Here is a 14,584-nt window from a genome sequence, read left to right as displayed (position 1 = left end):
TCCGGTTGAAACCCGAAGAAATCAAAAAACTCGACGCTTATTTCAAACGGACTTTTGGTAATCCGTCTTTGCAGGTGAAGGCTCGTCCACGTAAGGATGATTCATGCGAATTATATCTGGATGATGAGTTTCTCGGCCTGATTTATGTCGATGAAGACGAAGAAGATGGTGAATTGTCCTACAACTTCTCCATGGCTATTCTGGACGTTGATCTCGACTAATTCAATTCATCCCCGTTTCGGCGGTTGAATTTATTAAAGCCCTGTTTGGTTCGTTCCGGCAGGGCTTTTCTTATGCGCCCATGCAAAGTTAGACGATTTTATAAGATTGAGATGGCTTGTAATGCTTAGCCTCAAGCAACATAGTTGAGGCAGAAGCGATAAAGATAAAAGCGGCTTTGGTTCTGATGAGTTGCAAAAAAAGAGGAGGTTTTATGCCGATTTATGCCTTTAATGGTCATGCACCAACCTATGATGATGTGAAAACCAACTGGATTGCGCCGGATGCGACTGCCATCGGCAAAGTGCATCTGGGAGAAAATGCCAGCCTGTGGTTTGGCGTGATTTTACGTGGCGACAACGAGCTGATTAAAATCGGTGCCAATAGTAACGTGCAGGAACATTGTGTGATGCACACGGATTATGGTTTTCCGCTGACAATCGGGGAGGGCTGCACCATTGGCCACCGCGCTATGCTGCATGGTTGCACGATTGGTGAAAACAGCTTGATTGGTATCGGCGCGATTGTGCTGAATGGTGCAAAAATCGGCAATAATTGTCTGGTTGGTGCCGGCGCGCTGGTGACAGAGGGAAAAGAATTTCCGGATAATTCACTGATTGTAGGTTCACCGGCACGGGTGGTACGCCAACTTGATGATGCAGCGGTTGCGAAGTTAAAAGAATCAGCACGCAATTATGTTGAGAAATCACATGCTTTCATGCGTGGGATGGAGCCGGTTTAACGGGCGCTCATGAAAAACCAACAAGGTGGTGGCAAGGACCTATTGCTTGCCACCTTGAATAATACGGAACTGGCGTCTTTTAGGTGCGGCTTTTTGGGCGGCCGGATTTTTATAAGAGTAGGCGGCATTTACCTGTGCTTTGGCTGCCTGCAAATTATCTTGCGTAATCGCAAATGAATAATCGATCTGATAAAATTCAATGGGATCTGCTTCCAGCCAAAAAGGGCTTTCATGCGCGGCGATTGCACCAATCCATTGCGTTTCGTCCTGATGCTGCACCGGCAGAATCAAAAGTTCGAACTGGTTTTGGCGATTTGCACGGCTGATGCCGGTCAGTTGCGCGCATAAAGGCATATTGTTTGCTGCAACACTGTGTAACATTTCTTCCGTAACAACCTGATCATTTTCACGCCATAGCGAAGCAAACAACTGATTGCCCAGTTCCTGACCATGGCGTGCGCAAAGGCGGGTGCCAGCCAAGCGAAACTGTACGCCACGTTTGGCCTTATGATGCAGAATGAAAATATCCGGCAAATAATCTGCCATCAGGCGCGGGGTAAAATGACGACGCAAAGGGATGTCGTGATTTTCACGCAAAGCGTGCCACGTGGTGGAAAGAAATTGCACTGCTGGTGTCAGTGCATGAGGGGCGCTGGAACGTGACAAAACAGGTTTCCGCTTAAAAATAGATTGTGCCGCACATCATGATATTGATGGTGCTGATGCGCATATATGGTGATTTGTCCTATCCAACAGGATTAAGCACTTGAATGCCAGCTTAACCCTTTACTCATCCACTGTTAGAATTTGTTAAGGTTAACGAGTTTGATGAAGTCTTTCAGAATTTGATTCCGAATTTCATGTTAACTAATTGATTTTATTGTAATATTAACAGTTCGACTTGTTTCTACTTTAAGTTTTCGGATGGGGGACAGTTCGCGCAGCCTGTCAAAAGTGTAGGCATCAGGCGGTGATTTGGTTAAATTTGTTAAGAATTGAAAAAGAGCGCTGAAGCCAAAAAAATAACCTATCTGTCTGATGAACAGTTCTTTTTTCAAGGCTGCACTCCATATGATATGAAGTGCAGCATGTGAAATGACGGGAATCAAAACTTCATGACAAATCATGATTCAAATGAAAGCTATGATGTGACTGATCAAATGGGTGGCGGTTCACCGCAACCGCAAAAGACACGCGAGCCGGTTTTCAATATTCCCGCTGTTATCATCGGCCTGATCGGGCTTTGTGGTGTGATTTATGTCGCCCAAAACTATCTGATATCTGAAGAGCATAATTTTATCTTCATGTTGAATTTTGCCTTCATTCCGGCACGCTTTACTTATGGTACCGGCTTTTATGATCCCGCTGCATTGTTCACCATGCTGAGTTATTCATTCATGCATGGCAGTTTTGCGCATTTGGCGGTTAATATGGTTTGGCTGGCAGCTTTCGGTTCGCCATTGGCTGGCCGCATCGGCACATCAAAGATTTTGATTTTCTGGGCGCTGACATCGATTGTCGCTGTTTTGACGCATTATGCCATTTATCCGACCAGCAATATTCCGCTGGTGGGGGCATCCGGTGCGATCTCCGGCATGATGGGTGCGGCGGCACGCTATGGCTTCAGACGCGTTCCAACCCATAGTGGTAATAAAAACATGTCGGCTTTTGCGGGCCCGTTACTGCCCGTTTTAACAACACTGACTTATCGCCCTGTCATAACCTTTGTTGGCATCTGGTTTATCATCAATATTATCACCGGTGTTTATTCGGCGCAGGAGGCAGGTCTGGCCTCTATTGCATGGGAAGCGCATATTGGCGGTTTTGTCGCTGGCTTCTTTGGTATTGCTTTGCTGGATCGGCCAAAGGAATATGATCGTTATTTTAAGCGCTAAACAGATGAAGTAACGGATCTGCTGCTTGCATAATTATAACGTCAGATCATGTTTAGTGACTTGATTTGTTTGATCTGACAGATCACCATGACGGAATACGGAAGCTTTTGGGGGAAGGGCTTTGGTTGTGAGAATAATGCATAAAACTAATAAGCAATATTGAGCTCGCATATCCGTAAATGGGAGGATTAATCATGACGGTTAAATCTATTCTGGAAAAAAAAGGGCGTGACGTCATCAGTGCGATGCCGAATGCGACCCTGTCAGAAGTTATCGCCATGCTCGCACGTCATCGTATCGGTGCTTTGGTGATATGTGATGAGGCACATGCGATTCTGGGGATCTTGTCAGAGCGTGATGTGGTGCGGATGCTTTCCGCACAAGGCCAAAAGGCATTGGATATGCCGGTGTCTGAAGTGATGACCAAAAAAGTCGAGACATGCCAGGAAAAGCACACCGTCAATCAGGTGATGGAAATCATGACACAGAAACGCTTCCGCCATATGCCGGTGGAACGTGACGGTAAGCTGGAAGGCATTATTTCTATTGGTGACGTGGTGAAGGCTCGTATTGAGCAGGTCGAGCGTGAAGCCGACGAGATTCGCAATTACATCGCGAGCGCATAATTTAAGCGCACATTCAATCGGATAAAGAAAAAGCGGCTATTTCCCATAGCCGCTTTTTTTATTTTCAAGGCTGCATGCTTATTTACTGCGCAGATAACGCTCGGCTGCATAAAGCGAAATAGCCGCTGCATTAGAAACGTTGAGTGATTTGATTTCACCTGGCATATCAAGGCGGGCAAGAGCTGAAACGGTTTCGCGGGTTTTTTGGCGAAGACCTTTACCTTCTGCACCCAGCACAAGCGCGATTTTGCCACCCGCTAAGGTCGCTTCCATTTCAGCAGAGCCTTCAGAATCAAGACCGATGGTCATAAAGCCAAGTTCGTGCAGCTCGCCCAGTGCCTCGGCAAGGTTGCGAACTTCAATATGATTGATCAGTTCCAGCGCACCGGAGGCAGATTTTGCCAATACACCTGATTCTTGCGGGCTGTGGCGGCTGGTGGTAATGAGTGCCTGCGCACCAAAAGCAACGGCTGAACGCATGATGGCGCCGACATTATGCGGATCAGTGACCTGATCCAGCACCAAAAGCAGCTGGCTGTCCTGCAAATCGCTGAGTTTTTGTGCTTTCAGCGGCTTTGCTTCAATCATCACACCCTGATGCACGGCTTCGCTGCCGGTTTCATTGTCGATATCGCGGGGTGTTACAATCTCAATCGGAAAGTTACGAGATTCGATATCTTCAATTTCAAGACGGGCGAGGGCGTTACGCGTCGCCAACATGCGGGTGATCTTGCGGTTCGGGTTTAAAACAGCGGCACGAACCGTGTGTAAACCATAGAGACGCACTAAATCATCAGACAATGCACGCGCATCTGTCGCCGGACGGGTGCTTTTACGGAAATTTTGTGCGGCAGGATTCGCATTCTGGTCACGAAACTGACGTCTCAGACGTGCGTAATGAGAATCTTTGGGTGTTTTTTTATTGTTGTCGGTGCTCATGGCGATTTTAATTTCTTCAAAGAGGAATTTGACTGTCTGCATACATGAAAAAGCTGCCTGAGTATGCCTATATTGAGTGAAAGGCTTAAAATGTGCCGGTTTTGCGCGGTTTTTTACGTGTTTTTGCGGCTTAGGCTGTTGAAAACAATCATCAATCATCACTTTCATAACCGCAAAAACCTGATTTTTTTGACAGGCTGTGGAAAGAATATGCATTTTTCTTCAAAGAATTGAGAATTGGCTGTTGACAGTTCGCGGCTCTATCGTCATAACGCCACCAACAGCGATTGATTGACAAATCAAAATGTTAAGTCACTCAAATCGTTGTGGAATGCCTAGTTGCTCGACTCCGCTGGCAGTGTAAGCTGGAGGAATGCCCGAGTGGTTAAAGGGGACGGACTGTAAATCCGTTGGCTAAGCCTACGTTGGTTCAAATCCAACTTCCTCCACCACTGCCGGAGCGGATGTCAAATGCGCGGGTATAGCTCAATGGTAGAGCAGCAGCCTTCCAAGCTGAATACGCGGGTTCGATTCCCGCTACCCGCTCCAGAGTTTCGAGAGCGAACTGGCGTAAAGTTTTCATGAAGCGGACGGGAAACCGGTCCGTTTTTCTGTATTAAACGCCGGTATGGATACCTGTGCTGGCACGCAAGCAGTTCTAAAAGAAGAGAACAACGGCGATGGCTAAGAGTAAATTCGAACGTAACAAACCGCACGTTAACATCGGCACCATCGGTCACGTTGACCATGGTAAGACCTCGTTGACAGCAGCTATCACCAAATTCTTTGGTGACTTCCGCGCATACGACCAGATCGATGCTGCACCGGAAGAAAAAGCACGTGGTATCACCATTTCAACTTCCCACGTTGAATATGAAACCGAAAACCGTCACTATGCACACGTCGACTGCCCAGGTCACGCTGACTATGTTAAGAACATGATCACCGGTGCTGCTCAGATGGACGGCGCGATCCTCGTTGTTAACGCTGCTGATGGTCCAATGCCACAGACCCGTGAGCACATTCTGCTTGCTCGTCAGGTTGGTGTTCCTGCGATCGTTGTCTTCTTGAACAAAGTTGACCAGGTTGACGATGCTGAACTGCTCGAACTCGTAGAAATGGAAGTTCGTGAACTTCTGTCGAAATACGACTTCCCGGGCGACGATATTCCGGTCATCAAGGGCTCGGCTCTTGCAGCTCTGGAAGATTCAGACAAAACCATTGGTGAAGATGCAATCCGCGAACTGATGGCAGCTGTTGACAGCTACATCCCAACTCCGGAACGTCCTGTTGATCAGCCGTTCCTGATGCCAATCGAAGACGTATTCTCGATCTCCGGCCGTGGTACAGTTGTTACCGGTCGTGTAGAGCGCGGTATCGTTAAAGTTGGTGAAGAAGTTGAAATCGTGGGCATCAAGCCTACCGGCAAGACAACTGTTACCGGCGTTGAAATGTTCCGCAAGCTGCTCGATCAGGGTCAGGCTGGCGATAACATCGGTGCGCTCGTACGTGGTGTAGGCCGTGAAGACGTTGAACGTGGTCAGGTTCTCTGCAAGCCAGGTTCCGTTAAGCCACACACCAAGTTCAAGGCAGAAGCCTATATTCTGACCAAGGAAGAAGGCGGCCGTCATACTCCGTTCTTCACCAACTATCGTCCTCAGTTCTACTTCCGTACAACTGACGTTACCGGTATTGTAACCTTGCCAGAAGGCGTTGAAATGGTTATGCCAGGTGACAACGTTTCTGTTGATGTTGCGCTGATCGTACCTATCGCTATGGAAGAAAAGCTCCGCTTTGCTATCCGCGAAGGTGGCCGTACCGTTGGTGCCGGCGTCGTCGCTTCCATCATCGAATAAAAAATATGCTGATCAGTGAAAATAATTGCTGATCAGCGCTTTTTAGTGCTTGATGTTTCAAAATTTGAGCGCTAAGAGGTTGAAAGAATTCAGACATCAGATTCTCTGGTGTCAAATACAAGAGCCTTTAGGTTCAAGTATTTAGGGGTATAGCTCAGTTGGTAGAGCGACGGTCTCCAAAACCGTAGGTCGCGGGTTCGAGCCCTGCTGCCCCTGCCATTTAGTTGGGCGCCGCATAGTGTAAAGCTGTGCTGCGCTCAATTTCGTTTTAAGGCCAATGATATTTAAGTGTTGAATATTGTTGGGTGAGCACGTCCTTAGCCTTTGAGGTGAGGGGAGTGTCCGAAGGGTCTTTTCTCTGGATGAGCGCAGTTTGCGGGCGGCTGTTTTACTTTCGTTAACGTCTGGGCTTGTATTTTTTGAGAATCGGTTCTATGTAACGTCAACAGACACGCGGTGCGTGGAGCTGAATCATCAGCTTTGCGTGCCGTAGATGCGTGAGTTAAAGTTTGATTCGCTGTTTGAATCATTTTTTATCACGCCAGATCAATGACAGAGTGACAAATGGCATCTAAGACGAATCCTTTTACATTTTTGCAGCAGGTTCGTGCTGAAACGGCTAAGGTTACATGGCCTTCACGGCGTGAAACTGTTATTTCCACAATTATGGTGGTTGTAATGGCGTTTGTTGCAGCTGCATTTTTCTTTCTTGCGGATCAGCTTATGGCTTATGTTGTTGAGTTGATACTTGGTCTCGGACGCTGACGGTTTATACGGGAGTAACGGGATGACTGCACGCTGGTACATTGTTCATGCCTATTCGAACTTTGAAAAAAAGGTTGCTGACGACATTCAGCTGAAAGCAGACCAAAAAGGTCTGTCGCACCTGATCGAACAGATTATCGTTCCGACCGAAAAGGTTGTGGAAGTGCGTCGTGGCCGTAAGGTCGATGCAGAGCGTAAGTTCTTTCCGGGTTATGTGTTGATTAAAGCGAATTTGACAGATGCTCTGTTCTCGCTGATCAAAAACACATCGCGCGTAACCGGTTTTTTGGGTGATCCAAATCCGGTTGCTATCCCTGTGCGTGAAATCGAGCAGATTTTGGCGCAGGTTCAGGAAGGTGTTGATCGTCCGAAGGCATCTGTATCCTTTGAAGTTGGTGAGCAGGTTCGTGTTTCTGACGGTCCGTTCGCATCCTTCAATGGTATCGTACAGGAAGTTGAAGAAGAGCGTTCACGCCTCAAGGTCGAAGTTTCGATCTTTGGCCGCGCTACTCCTGTGGATCTCGAATTCGGTCAGGTTGAAAAGCTCTGATCGTTTTATGGCGGCCTTAGTGCCGCCCGCCGCATTGTAAATGCGGTGTGAGGTGGAAGGTAAGCCGGCTTTAGCCGGTCGGTAAGTCAGACCACCGAACTGCACTGCCAATTTAATTGGCGTTTTAAAGAGTCGCCGGCTTGCCGGCATATCAATGAAAGCAGAATGCAATGGCTAAAAAAGTTGCAGGTCAGCTCAAACTGCAGGTTGCTGCAGGTGCTGCCAACCCTTCACCACCAATTGGTCCGGCTCTCGGTCAGCGTGGTATCAATATCATGGAATTCTGTAAGGCATTTAACGCTGCCTCACAGGATATGGAAAAGGGTTCCCCGATTCCAGTCGTGATCACCTATTACCAGGATAAGTCTTTCACTTTTGTGATGAAGACTCCGCCTGTTGCTTACTTCTTGAAAAAGGCTGCTAATCTGAAGTCCGGTTCGAAAGAGCCAGGCAAGGTTAAAGCCGGTACAATTTCACGTGATAAAGTCCGTGAAATTGCAGAAGCTAAGATGAAAGACCTGAGCGCAGCTGACATCGAAGCAGCTATGCGTATGGTTGAAGGTTCTGCCCGTTCGATGGGCCTGGAAGTGGTGGGCTGATCTGATGGCGAAATTATCAAAGCGTGTAGCTAAGATTCGTGAAGGTTTGGATCACGATAAGCTTTATGACTTGTCGACCGCTATCAGCGTAGTCAAGGAACGTGCTGTTGCGAAATTTGATGAAACCATCGAAATCGCAATGAACCTCGGCGTTGACCCACGTCATGCTGACCAGATGGTTCGCGGCGTTGTTAACTTGCCAAACGGTACAGGCCGTACAGTTCGTGTTGCTGTTTTTGCTCGTGGCGATAAAGCTGAAGAAGCTAAAAAAGCCGGTGCAGACATTGTTGGCGCAGAAGACCTGTTCGAAATCGTCAATGGCGGCAAGATCGAGTTCGATCGCTGCATTGCAACCCCTGACATGATGCCACTTGTTGGTCGTCTGGGTAAGGTTCTCGGACCGCGCGGCATGATGCCAAACCCTAAAGTCGGTACTGTTACCGTTGATGTTGCAGCAGCTGTTGCAGCTTCCAAGGGTGGTGCAGTTGAATTCCGCGTTGAAAAAGCTGGTATTATCCATGCTGGTATCGGCAAGGTTTCATTCGACAATAAGGCTCTGGAAGAAAACATCCGCGCATTTGCTGATGCAGTTCTGAAGGCAAAGCCTGTTGCTGCCAAGGGTGAATACCTGAAGCGCGTATCGCTTTCTTCAACCATGGGCGTTGGCGTCAAAGTAGAGACAGCCTCCGTTAAAGTTGAAGCTTAATAATTTGCTTGTCTGCTGAAACCTCAGCGGGCAAGCACTTTCATTCCGGGCTGCAAGGCCCGGATAGCTGAACGAAAGTTCAGTTATCCTGTCCGAGATTGTGGGTGGCGTAAGTCTTAAATTTAGCCTGCATGAGACGTGGAATAACCAGGTTTAGCGCTAGTCGCAATTCAAGGTTTGAACCGTAGTTGCTTTTATAATGCCGGTGTATGCCGCTTGTAAAAGGGACAGGAGACCAAGCGTCTGAATGTTTCTTTGAAATATTCAGGCTAAGGCAAACCGGCAATTGCATTTTTATGTAATTGTCTACTGGAGAGACACCGTGGATAGAGCGGAAAAACGCGAATTTGTCACATGGCTGAACAGCACTTTTAACGAGTCTGGTTCTGTCGTTGTGGCTCACTATACCGGTCTCACTGTTTCGCAGATGAGCGATCTTCGCTCCAAAATGCGCGAAGCTGGTGGTTCCGTTAAAGTCGCGAAAAACCGCCTTGCCAAAATCGCTCTTCAGGGCACGGAAGCTGAAGGTATCGCAGAGCTTTTCACAGGTCAGACTGTAATTGCTTATGCAGAAGATCCTATCAGCGCTCCTAAAGTAGCAGTTGAGTTCGCCAAAGCTAACGACAAGCTCGTTATCCTTGGTGGTGCAATGGGCGCAACCAACCTTGATGCCGAAGGCGTTAAGTCACTTGCTTCCTTGCCGTCACTCGACGAACTGCGCGCAAAGTTGGTTGGTATGATCCAAACACCAGCACAGCGTCTTGCAGTACTTACAAGCGCACCAGCAGGCCAAATCGCCCGCGTAATTGGCGCGCACGCCCGGAAGAACGAGGCGGCTTAAGGCCGTTTCTCGCTGTCAATTGTTCAAACCTTTAAACTAAGGAATACTAAAATGGCTGATCTCGCAAAGATCGTTGAAGACCTCTCAGCACTGACCGTTCTCGAAGCTGCAGAATTGTCCAAGCTTCTGGAAGAAAAGTGGGGCGTTTCCGCTGCTGCTCCAGTTGCTGTTGCTGCTGCTGGTGGCGCTGCTGCCGGTGCTGCTGTTGAAGAAAAGACCGAATTCGACGTAATCCTCGTCGATGGCGGCGCATCCAAGATCAACGTGATCAAGGAAGTTCGCGCAATCACCGGTCTTGGTCTGAAAGAAGCTAAAGACCTCGTTGAAGGTGCACCTAAAGCTGTTAAAGAAGGTGCAGCTAAAGACGAAGCAGAAAAAATCAAAGCACAGCTCGAAGCAGCTGGCGCTAAGATCGAACTTAAGTAAGTTCTTATCTCCGGCAGATGCTCTTGCATCTGCCGGTTCTCTGCATTATCAGTAGATTTATGCAGACTAGTTGGTACCGAACCCTTTTCCTGACTACACTCAAAGTGGTCAGGAAACGGGTTTTGTCCCGTTCAGGTGACCGCCGTCAGGCGGCGAGTAATAAAGGCCGCAAGGCGTGAGCAAGGCCGCAAGGCTATAGAACGAGGAGCGACGATGGCTCAGACCCATTCTTTCAATGGTCGCAAGCGCGTACGCAAGTTTTTCGGTAAGATCCCTGAGGTCGCCGAGATGCCGAACCTGATTGAGGTTCAAAAAGCATCTTACGACCAGTTCCTCATGGTAGAGGAACCAGCAGGCGGGCGTCTTGACGAAGGTTTGCAGGCCGTTTTCAAGTCTGTTTTTCCGATACAGGACTTTTCCGGCGCATCGATGCTTGAATTCGTTTCCTACGAGTTTGAGGCGCCGAAATTTGACGTTGACGAATGCCGTCAGCGTGATCTGACCTATTCCGCGCCATTAAAAGTGACTTTGCGTCTGATCGTATTCGATATTGACGAAGATACCGGCGCGAAATCTATTAAGGATATTAAAGAGCAGGATGTTTACATGGGCGATATGCCGCTCATGACAGACAACGGCACCTTTATCGTTAATGGTACTGAGCGTGTTATCGTGTCTCAGATGCACCGTTCACCTGGTGTATTCTTCGATCACGACAAGGGTAAGACACACTCATCCGGTAAATTGCTTTTTGCATCCCGCGTCATTCCTTACCGTGGTTCATGGCTCGATATCGAATTCGATGCCAAGGACGTGGTTTTTGCGCGTATCGACCGTCGCCGTAAGCTGCCTGTCACAAGCTTGCTGATGGCGCTCGGCATGGATGGCGAAGAAATTCTTTCAACCTTCTACAACACCGTTACCTATACGCGTGACGGTGATGACTGGCGCATGCCTTATTCGGCAGAGCGCTTCAAAGGCATGAAAGTTATTTCTGACCTTATCGATGCTGATACCGGTGAAGTTGTTCTCGAAGCCGGCAAGAAACTTACAGCGCGTGCTGCCCGTCAGCTGGCTGAGAAGGGCCTCAAGGCTATCAAGGTCACCGAAGATGATCTGTTCGGCTCATATCTGGCTGAAGATATCGTCAATTACGAAACCGGTGAAATCTTCCTTGAAGCCGGTGATGAGCTTGACGAAAAGACACTTAAGGTTCTGATTGAAACCGGCGTTGATGAAATCAACACGCTGGATATCGACCATGTGAACATTGGTGCCTATATTCGCAATACACTGGCTGCTGACAAGAATGAAAGCCGTCAGGATGCACTGTTTGACATCTATCGTGTCATGCGTCCTGGTGAGCCGCCGACCATGGATTCTGCGGAAGCCATGTTCCATTCGCTGTTTTTTGATGCAGAACGTTATGATCTCTCCGCGGTTGGCCGTGTGAAGATGAACATGCGTCTTGATGTTGATGCTGAAGACACAGTTCGTGTACTGCGCAAAGAAGACATTGTTGCTGTTGTTAAAATGCTGGTTGAACTGCGCGATGGTCGCGGTGAAATCGACGATATTGACAACCTCGGCAACCGTCGTGTGCGTTCAGTCGGCGAATTGATGGAAAATCAGTATCGCGTTGGTTTGCTGCGTATGGAACGCGCAATCAAAGAGCGTATGTCGTCGATCGAAATTGATACTGTCATGCCGCAGGATCTCATCAACGCGAAGCCTGCTGCTGCAGCTGTGCGTGAGTTCTTCGGTTCTTCCCAGCTTTCACAGTTTATGGATCAGACCAACCCGTTGTCTGAAATTACCCATAAGCGTCGTCTTTCGGCTCTCGGACCCGGTGGTCTGACCCGTGAGCGTGCAGGCTTTGAAGTTCGTGACGTTCATCCGACACACTATGGTCGTATCTGCCCGATTGAAACACCGGAAGGTCCGAATATCGGTCTGATCAACTCTTTGGCAACCTTTGCCCGTGTCAACAAATACGGCTTCATTGAGAGCCCGTATCGTAAGATCGTTGACGGCAAAGTTACCAATGATGTGGTGTATCTGTCTGCAATGGAAGAAGCCAAGCACTCAGTTGCACAGGCAAACGCCATTATCGACGATAACGGTCACTTTGTTGATGAATTCGTTGTCTGCCGTCATGCCGGCGAAGTGATGATGATGCCGCGTGAAAACGTGGATCTGATGGACGTTTCGCCCAAGCAGTTGGTGTCTGTTGCTGCAGCGCTTATTCCGTTCCTTGAAAACGATGACGCGAACCGCGCATTGATGGGTTCGAACATGCAGCGTCAGGCCGTGCCTCTGGTACGTGCGGAAGCTCCGTTCGTCGGTACCGGTATGGAACCGATTGTGGCACGCGACTCCGGTGCTGCGATTGCTGCACGTCGCGGTGGTATTGTTGATCAGGTGGATGCGACCCGTATCGTTATCCGTGCAACCGAAGATCTGGATCCGTCCAAGTCCGGTGTTGATATTTATCGCCTGATGAAGTTCCAGCGCTCCAACCAGAACACCTGTATTAACCAGCGTCCACTGGTGCGTGTAGGTGATCGCATCGGTAAGGGTGACATCATCGCTGATGGTCCTTCGACTGATCTTGGTGATCTGGCGCTTGGCCGTAACGTGCTGGTCGCGTTTATGCCTTGGAACGGCTACAACTACGAAGACTCCATCCTGCTGTCTGAAAAGATTGTTTCCGATGACGTCTTCACTTCGATCCATATCGAAGAATTTGAAGTAGCGGCTCGTGATACCAAGCTCGGACCTGAAGAAATCACCCGTGATATTCCTAACGTTTCGGAAGAAGCGCTGAAGAATCTCGACGAAGCCGGTATTGTTTATATCGGTGCCGAAGTGAACCCGGGCGACATTCTGGTCGGTAAGATCACACCAAAGGGCGAAAGCCCGATGACACCGGAAGAAAAGCTCTTGCGTGCCATCTTTGGTGAAAAGGCTTCTGACGTCCGTGACACCTCAATGCGTATGCCTCCGGGAACATACGGTACTATCGTTGAAGTTCGCGTTTTCAATCGCCACGGCATTGAAAAAGACGAACGTGCAATGGCTATTGAACGTGAAGAAATCGAACGTCTTGCAAAAGACCGCGATGACGAACAGGCCATTCTCGACCGCAATACCTATGGCCGTCTGGTAGATACGCTGGAAGGCAAAGTCGCGATTGCAGGTCCTAAGGGCTTCAAAAAAGGCGGCGCACTGACCCGTGATGTGATCTCGGAATATCCGCGTTCACAATGGTGGCAGTTTGCTGTTGAAGACGAAAAGCTTCAGGGTGAAATTGAAGCGCTTCGCAACCAGTACGACGAATCCAAGAAGATGCTTGAAGCACGCTTCATGGATAAGGTTGAAAAGGTTCAGCGCGGCGACGAAATGGCCCCTGGCGTCATGAAGATGGTCAAGGTCTTTGTTGCTGTTAAGCGCAAGATCCAGCCAGGCGATAAGATGGCCGGTCGTCACGGTAACAAGGGTGTGGTTTCCCGCATTCTGCCTGTTGAAGACATGCCGTTCCTGGAAGATGGTACACATGCGGATATCGTGCTCAACCCGTTGGGTGTGCCGTCCCGTATGAACGTGGGTCAGATTCTTGAAACGCATCTGGGCTGGGCTTGTGCCGGTATGGGTCGTAAGATCGGTGAGCTGATCGACGCCTATAAGAAGACTGCAAATATTCAGCCGCTGCGCGATACTCTGGAAAATATCTATCCGGACAATGACCGCAACGAGCCTGTCCGCAACTATGATGATGAGTCGGTTCTGACACTGGCTAATCAGGTAAAACGCGGCGTGTCGATTGCCACACCTGTCTTTGACGGTGCTGTGGAAGCCGATATCAATGCGATGCTGACAGATGCAGGCTTGGCAACATCGGGTCAGTCAACTCTTTATGATGGTCGTACCGGTGAGCCGTTCGATCGTCAGGTGACCATGGGCTACATCTATATGTTGAAGCTCCATCACTTGGTTGACGACAAGATTCATGCTCGTTCGATCGGACCTTACTCGCTCGTCACACAGCAGCCGCTGGGTGGTAAAGCGCAGTTCGGTGGTCAGCGCTTCGGTGAAATGGAAGTCTGGGCTCTGGAAGCTTACGGTGCAGCATATACCTTGCAGGAAATGCTCACAGTTAAGTCTGACGACGTGGCCGGCCGTACCAAAGTCTACGAAGCTATCGTACGTGGTGATGACACATTTGAAGCTGGTATTCCTGAGAGCTTTAACGTTCTCGTCAAGGAAATGCGCTCGCTGGGTCTCAACGTACAGCTTGATGACACCCGTGACGGTCATCCGCAGCTGCCGGACGCAGCCGAATAAATTTTACAGGCGCGCTATGGTTTTCCATAGTGCGCCCGTATTGTCAGTTTAGACGGCAGTTTTTAGCGAATTCTAT

Annotated in this window: 14 protein-coding genes and 3 tRNA genes; 15 read left to right on the top strand and 2 right to left on the bottom strand. The window is 48.9% G+C overall.

The features are described 5' to 3' along the window. Nucleotides 1–5: 5 nt before the first annotated feature. Entirely contained in the window at nucleotides 6–221 is a 216-nt protein-coding gene (locus FHS77_RS01120; protein ID WP_184218756.1) for a DUF3126 family protein, read from the top strand. A gap of 212 nt (nucleotides 222–433) precedes the next feature. Then, nucleotides 434–961 carry a gamma carbonic anhydrase family protein gene (locus FHS77_RS01115; RefSeq protein WP_184218754.1) on the top strand — a complete coding sequence of 176 codons (528 nt, stop codon included), beginning with the start codon at nucleotides 434–436 and terminating at the stop codon, nucleotides 959–961. 39 nt (nucleotides 962–1,000) lie between these two features. Here the strand turns inward: FHS77_RS01115 and FHS77_RS01110 are convergent, their stop codons facing one another. Continuing rightward, entirely contained in the window at nucleotides 1,001–1,627 is a 627-nt protein-coding gene (locus tag FHS77_RS01110; RefSeq protein ID WP_184218751.1) for a PAS domain-containing protein, read from the bottom strand. A 494-nt stretch (nucleotides 1,628–2,121) separates the two neighbouring features. Between FHS77_RS01110 and FHS77_RS01105 the strand changes: the two genes are divergently transcribed. Both FHS77_RS01105 and FHS77_RS01100 read left to right on the top strand, forming a co-directional pair. Beyond that, nucleotides 2,122–2,856, top strand: coding sequence for a rhomboid family intramembrane serine protease (locus tag FHS77_RS01105; RefSeq protein ID WP_184219622.1), 735 nt, complete (start codon nucleotides 2,122–2,124; stop codon nucleotides 2,854–2,856). A 194-nt stretch (nucleotides 2,857–3,050) separates the two neighbouring features. Beyond that, nucleotides 3,051–3,482 (top strand): CBS domain-containing protein, encoded by a 432-nt coding sequence (locus tag FHS77_RS01100; protein ID WP_184218748.1) that lies wholly within the window; start codon nucleotides 3,051–3,053, stop codon nucleotides 3,480–3,482. Nucleotides 3,483–3,560: 78 nt separating this feature from the next. Here FHS77_RS01100 and rlmB read toward each other — a convergent pair whose 3' ends face one another. Beyond that, a complete protein-coding gene (gene rlmB, locus FHS77_RS01095; protein WP_184219619.1) occupies nucleotides 3,561–4,421 on the bottom strand; it encodes a 23S rRNA (guanosine(2251)-2'-O)-methyltransferase RlmB in 861 nt (286 codons plus the stop codon). A 367-nt stretch (nucleotides 4,422–4,788) separates the two neighbouring features. Here rlmB and FHS77_RS01090 point away from each other — a divergent pair. From FHS77_RS01090 to rpoB, 11 genes are all read left to right on the top strand, one after another. Continuing rightward, a tRNA-Tyr gene (locus tag FHS77_RS01090) sits at nucleotides 4,789–4,873 on the top strand. Between the two features lie 23 nt (nucleotides 4,874–4,896). After that, nucleotides 4,897–4,970: transfer RNA gene (locus FHS77_RS01085), tRNA-Gly, on the top strand. Nucleotides 4,971–5,101: 131 nt separating this feature from the next. Continuing rightward, on the top strand, nucleotides 5,102–6,277 hold the full coding sequence (gene tuf / locus FHS77_RS01080) for an elongation factor Tu (protein ID WP_184218709.1): 1,176 nt from the start codon (nucleotides 5,102–5,104) through the stop codon (nucleotides 6,275–6,277). 143 nt (nucleotides 6,278–6,420) lie between these two features. Further along, nucleotides 6,421–6,496 (top strand) — tRNA-Trp (locus tag FHS77_RS01075). A 345-nt stretch (nucleotides 6,497–6,841) separates the two neighbouring features. Then, complete coding sequence (gene secE, locus FHS77_RS01070) at nucleotides 6,842–7,042, top strand: preprotein translocase subunit SecE (RefSeq protein WP_184218745.1); 201 nt, start codon at nucleotides 6,842–6,844, stop codon at nucleotides 7,040–7,042. A gap of 22 nt (nucleotides 7,043–7,064) precedes the next feature. Next, a complete protein-coding gene (gene nusG / locus FHS77_RS01065; protein WP_184218741.1) occupies nucleotides 7,065–7,592 on the top strand; it encodes a transcription termination/antitermination protein NusG in 528 nt (175 codons plus the stop codon). 170 nt (nucleotides 7,593–7,762) lie between these two features. Next, complete coding sequence (gene rplK / locus FHS77_RS01060) at nucleotides 7,763–8,191, top strand: 50S ribosomal protein L11 (RefSeq protein ID WP_184218738.1); 429 nt, start codon at nucleotides 7,763–7,765, stop codon at nucleotides 8,189–8,191. Between the two features lie 4 nt (nucleotides 8,192–8,195). Continuing rightward, a complete protein-coding gene (rplA, locus tag FHS77_RS01055) occupies nucleotides 8,196–8,897 on the top strand; it encodes a 50S ribosomal protein L1 (RefSeq protein WP_184218735.1) in 702 nt (233 codons plus the stop codon). 322 nt (nucleotides 8,898–9,219) lie between these two features. Continuing rightward, nucleotides 9,220–9,738, top strand: coding sequence for a 50S ribosomal protein L10 (gene rplJ, locus FHS77_RS01050; protein WP_184218732.1), 519 nt, complete (start codon nucleotides 9,220–9,222; stop codon nucleotides 9,736–9,738). Between the two features lie 51 nt (nucleotides 9,739–9,789). Beyond that, the gene (rplL, locus tag FHS77_RS01045) at nucleotides 9,790–10,164 is read left to right on the top strand and encodes a 50S ribosomal protein L7/L12 (RefSeq protein ID WP_184218729.1); all 375 of its coding nucleotides are present in this window, start codon (nucleotides 9,790–9,792) and stop codon (nucleotides 10,162–10,164) included. A gap of 213 nt (nucleotides 10,165–10,377) precedes the next feature. Further along, a complete protein-coding gene (gene rpoB, locus FHS77_RS01040; protein ID WP_184218726.1) occupies nucleotides 10,378–14,508 on the top strand; it encodes a DNA-directed RNA polymerase subunit beta in 4,131 nt (1,376 codons plus the stop codon). The last annotated feature ends 76 nt before the right edge of the window (nucleotides 14,509–14,584 follow it).

The sequence above is a fragment of the Paenochrobactrum gallinarii genome (assembly GCF_014205685.1).
GTDB classification, from domain to species: domain Bacteria; phylum Pseudomonadota; class Alphaproteobacteria; order Rhizobiales; family Rhizobiaceae; genus Paenochrobactrum; species Paenochrobactrum gallinarii.
This window is presented reverse-complemented; position numbering and strand designations above follow the sequence as displayed.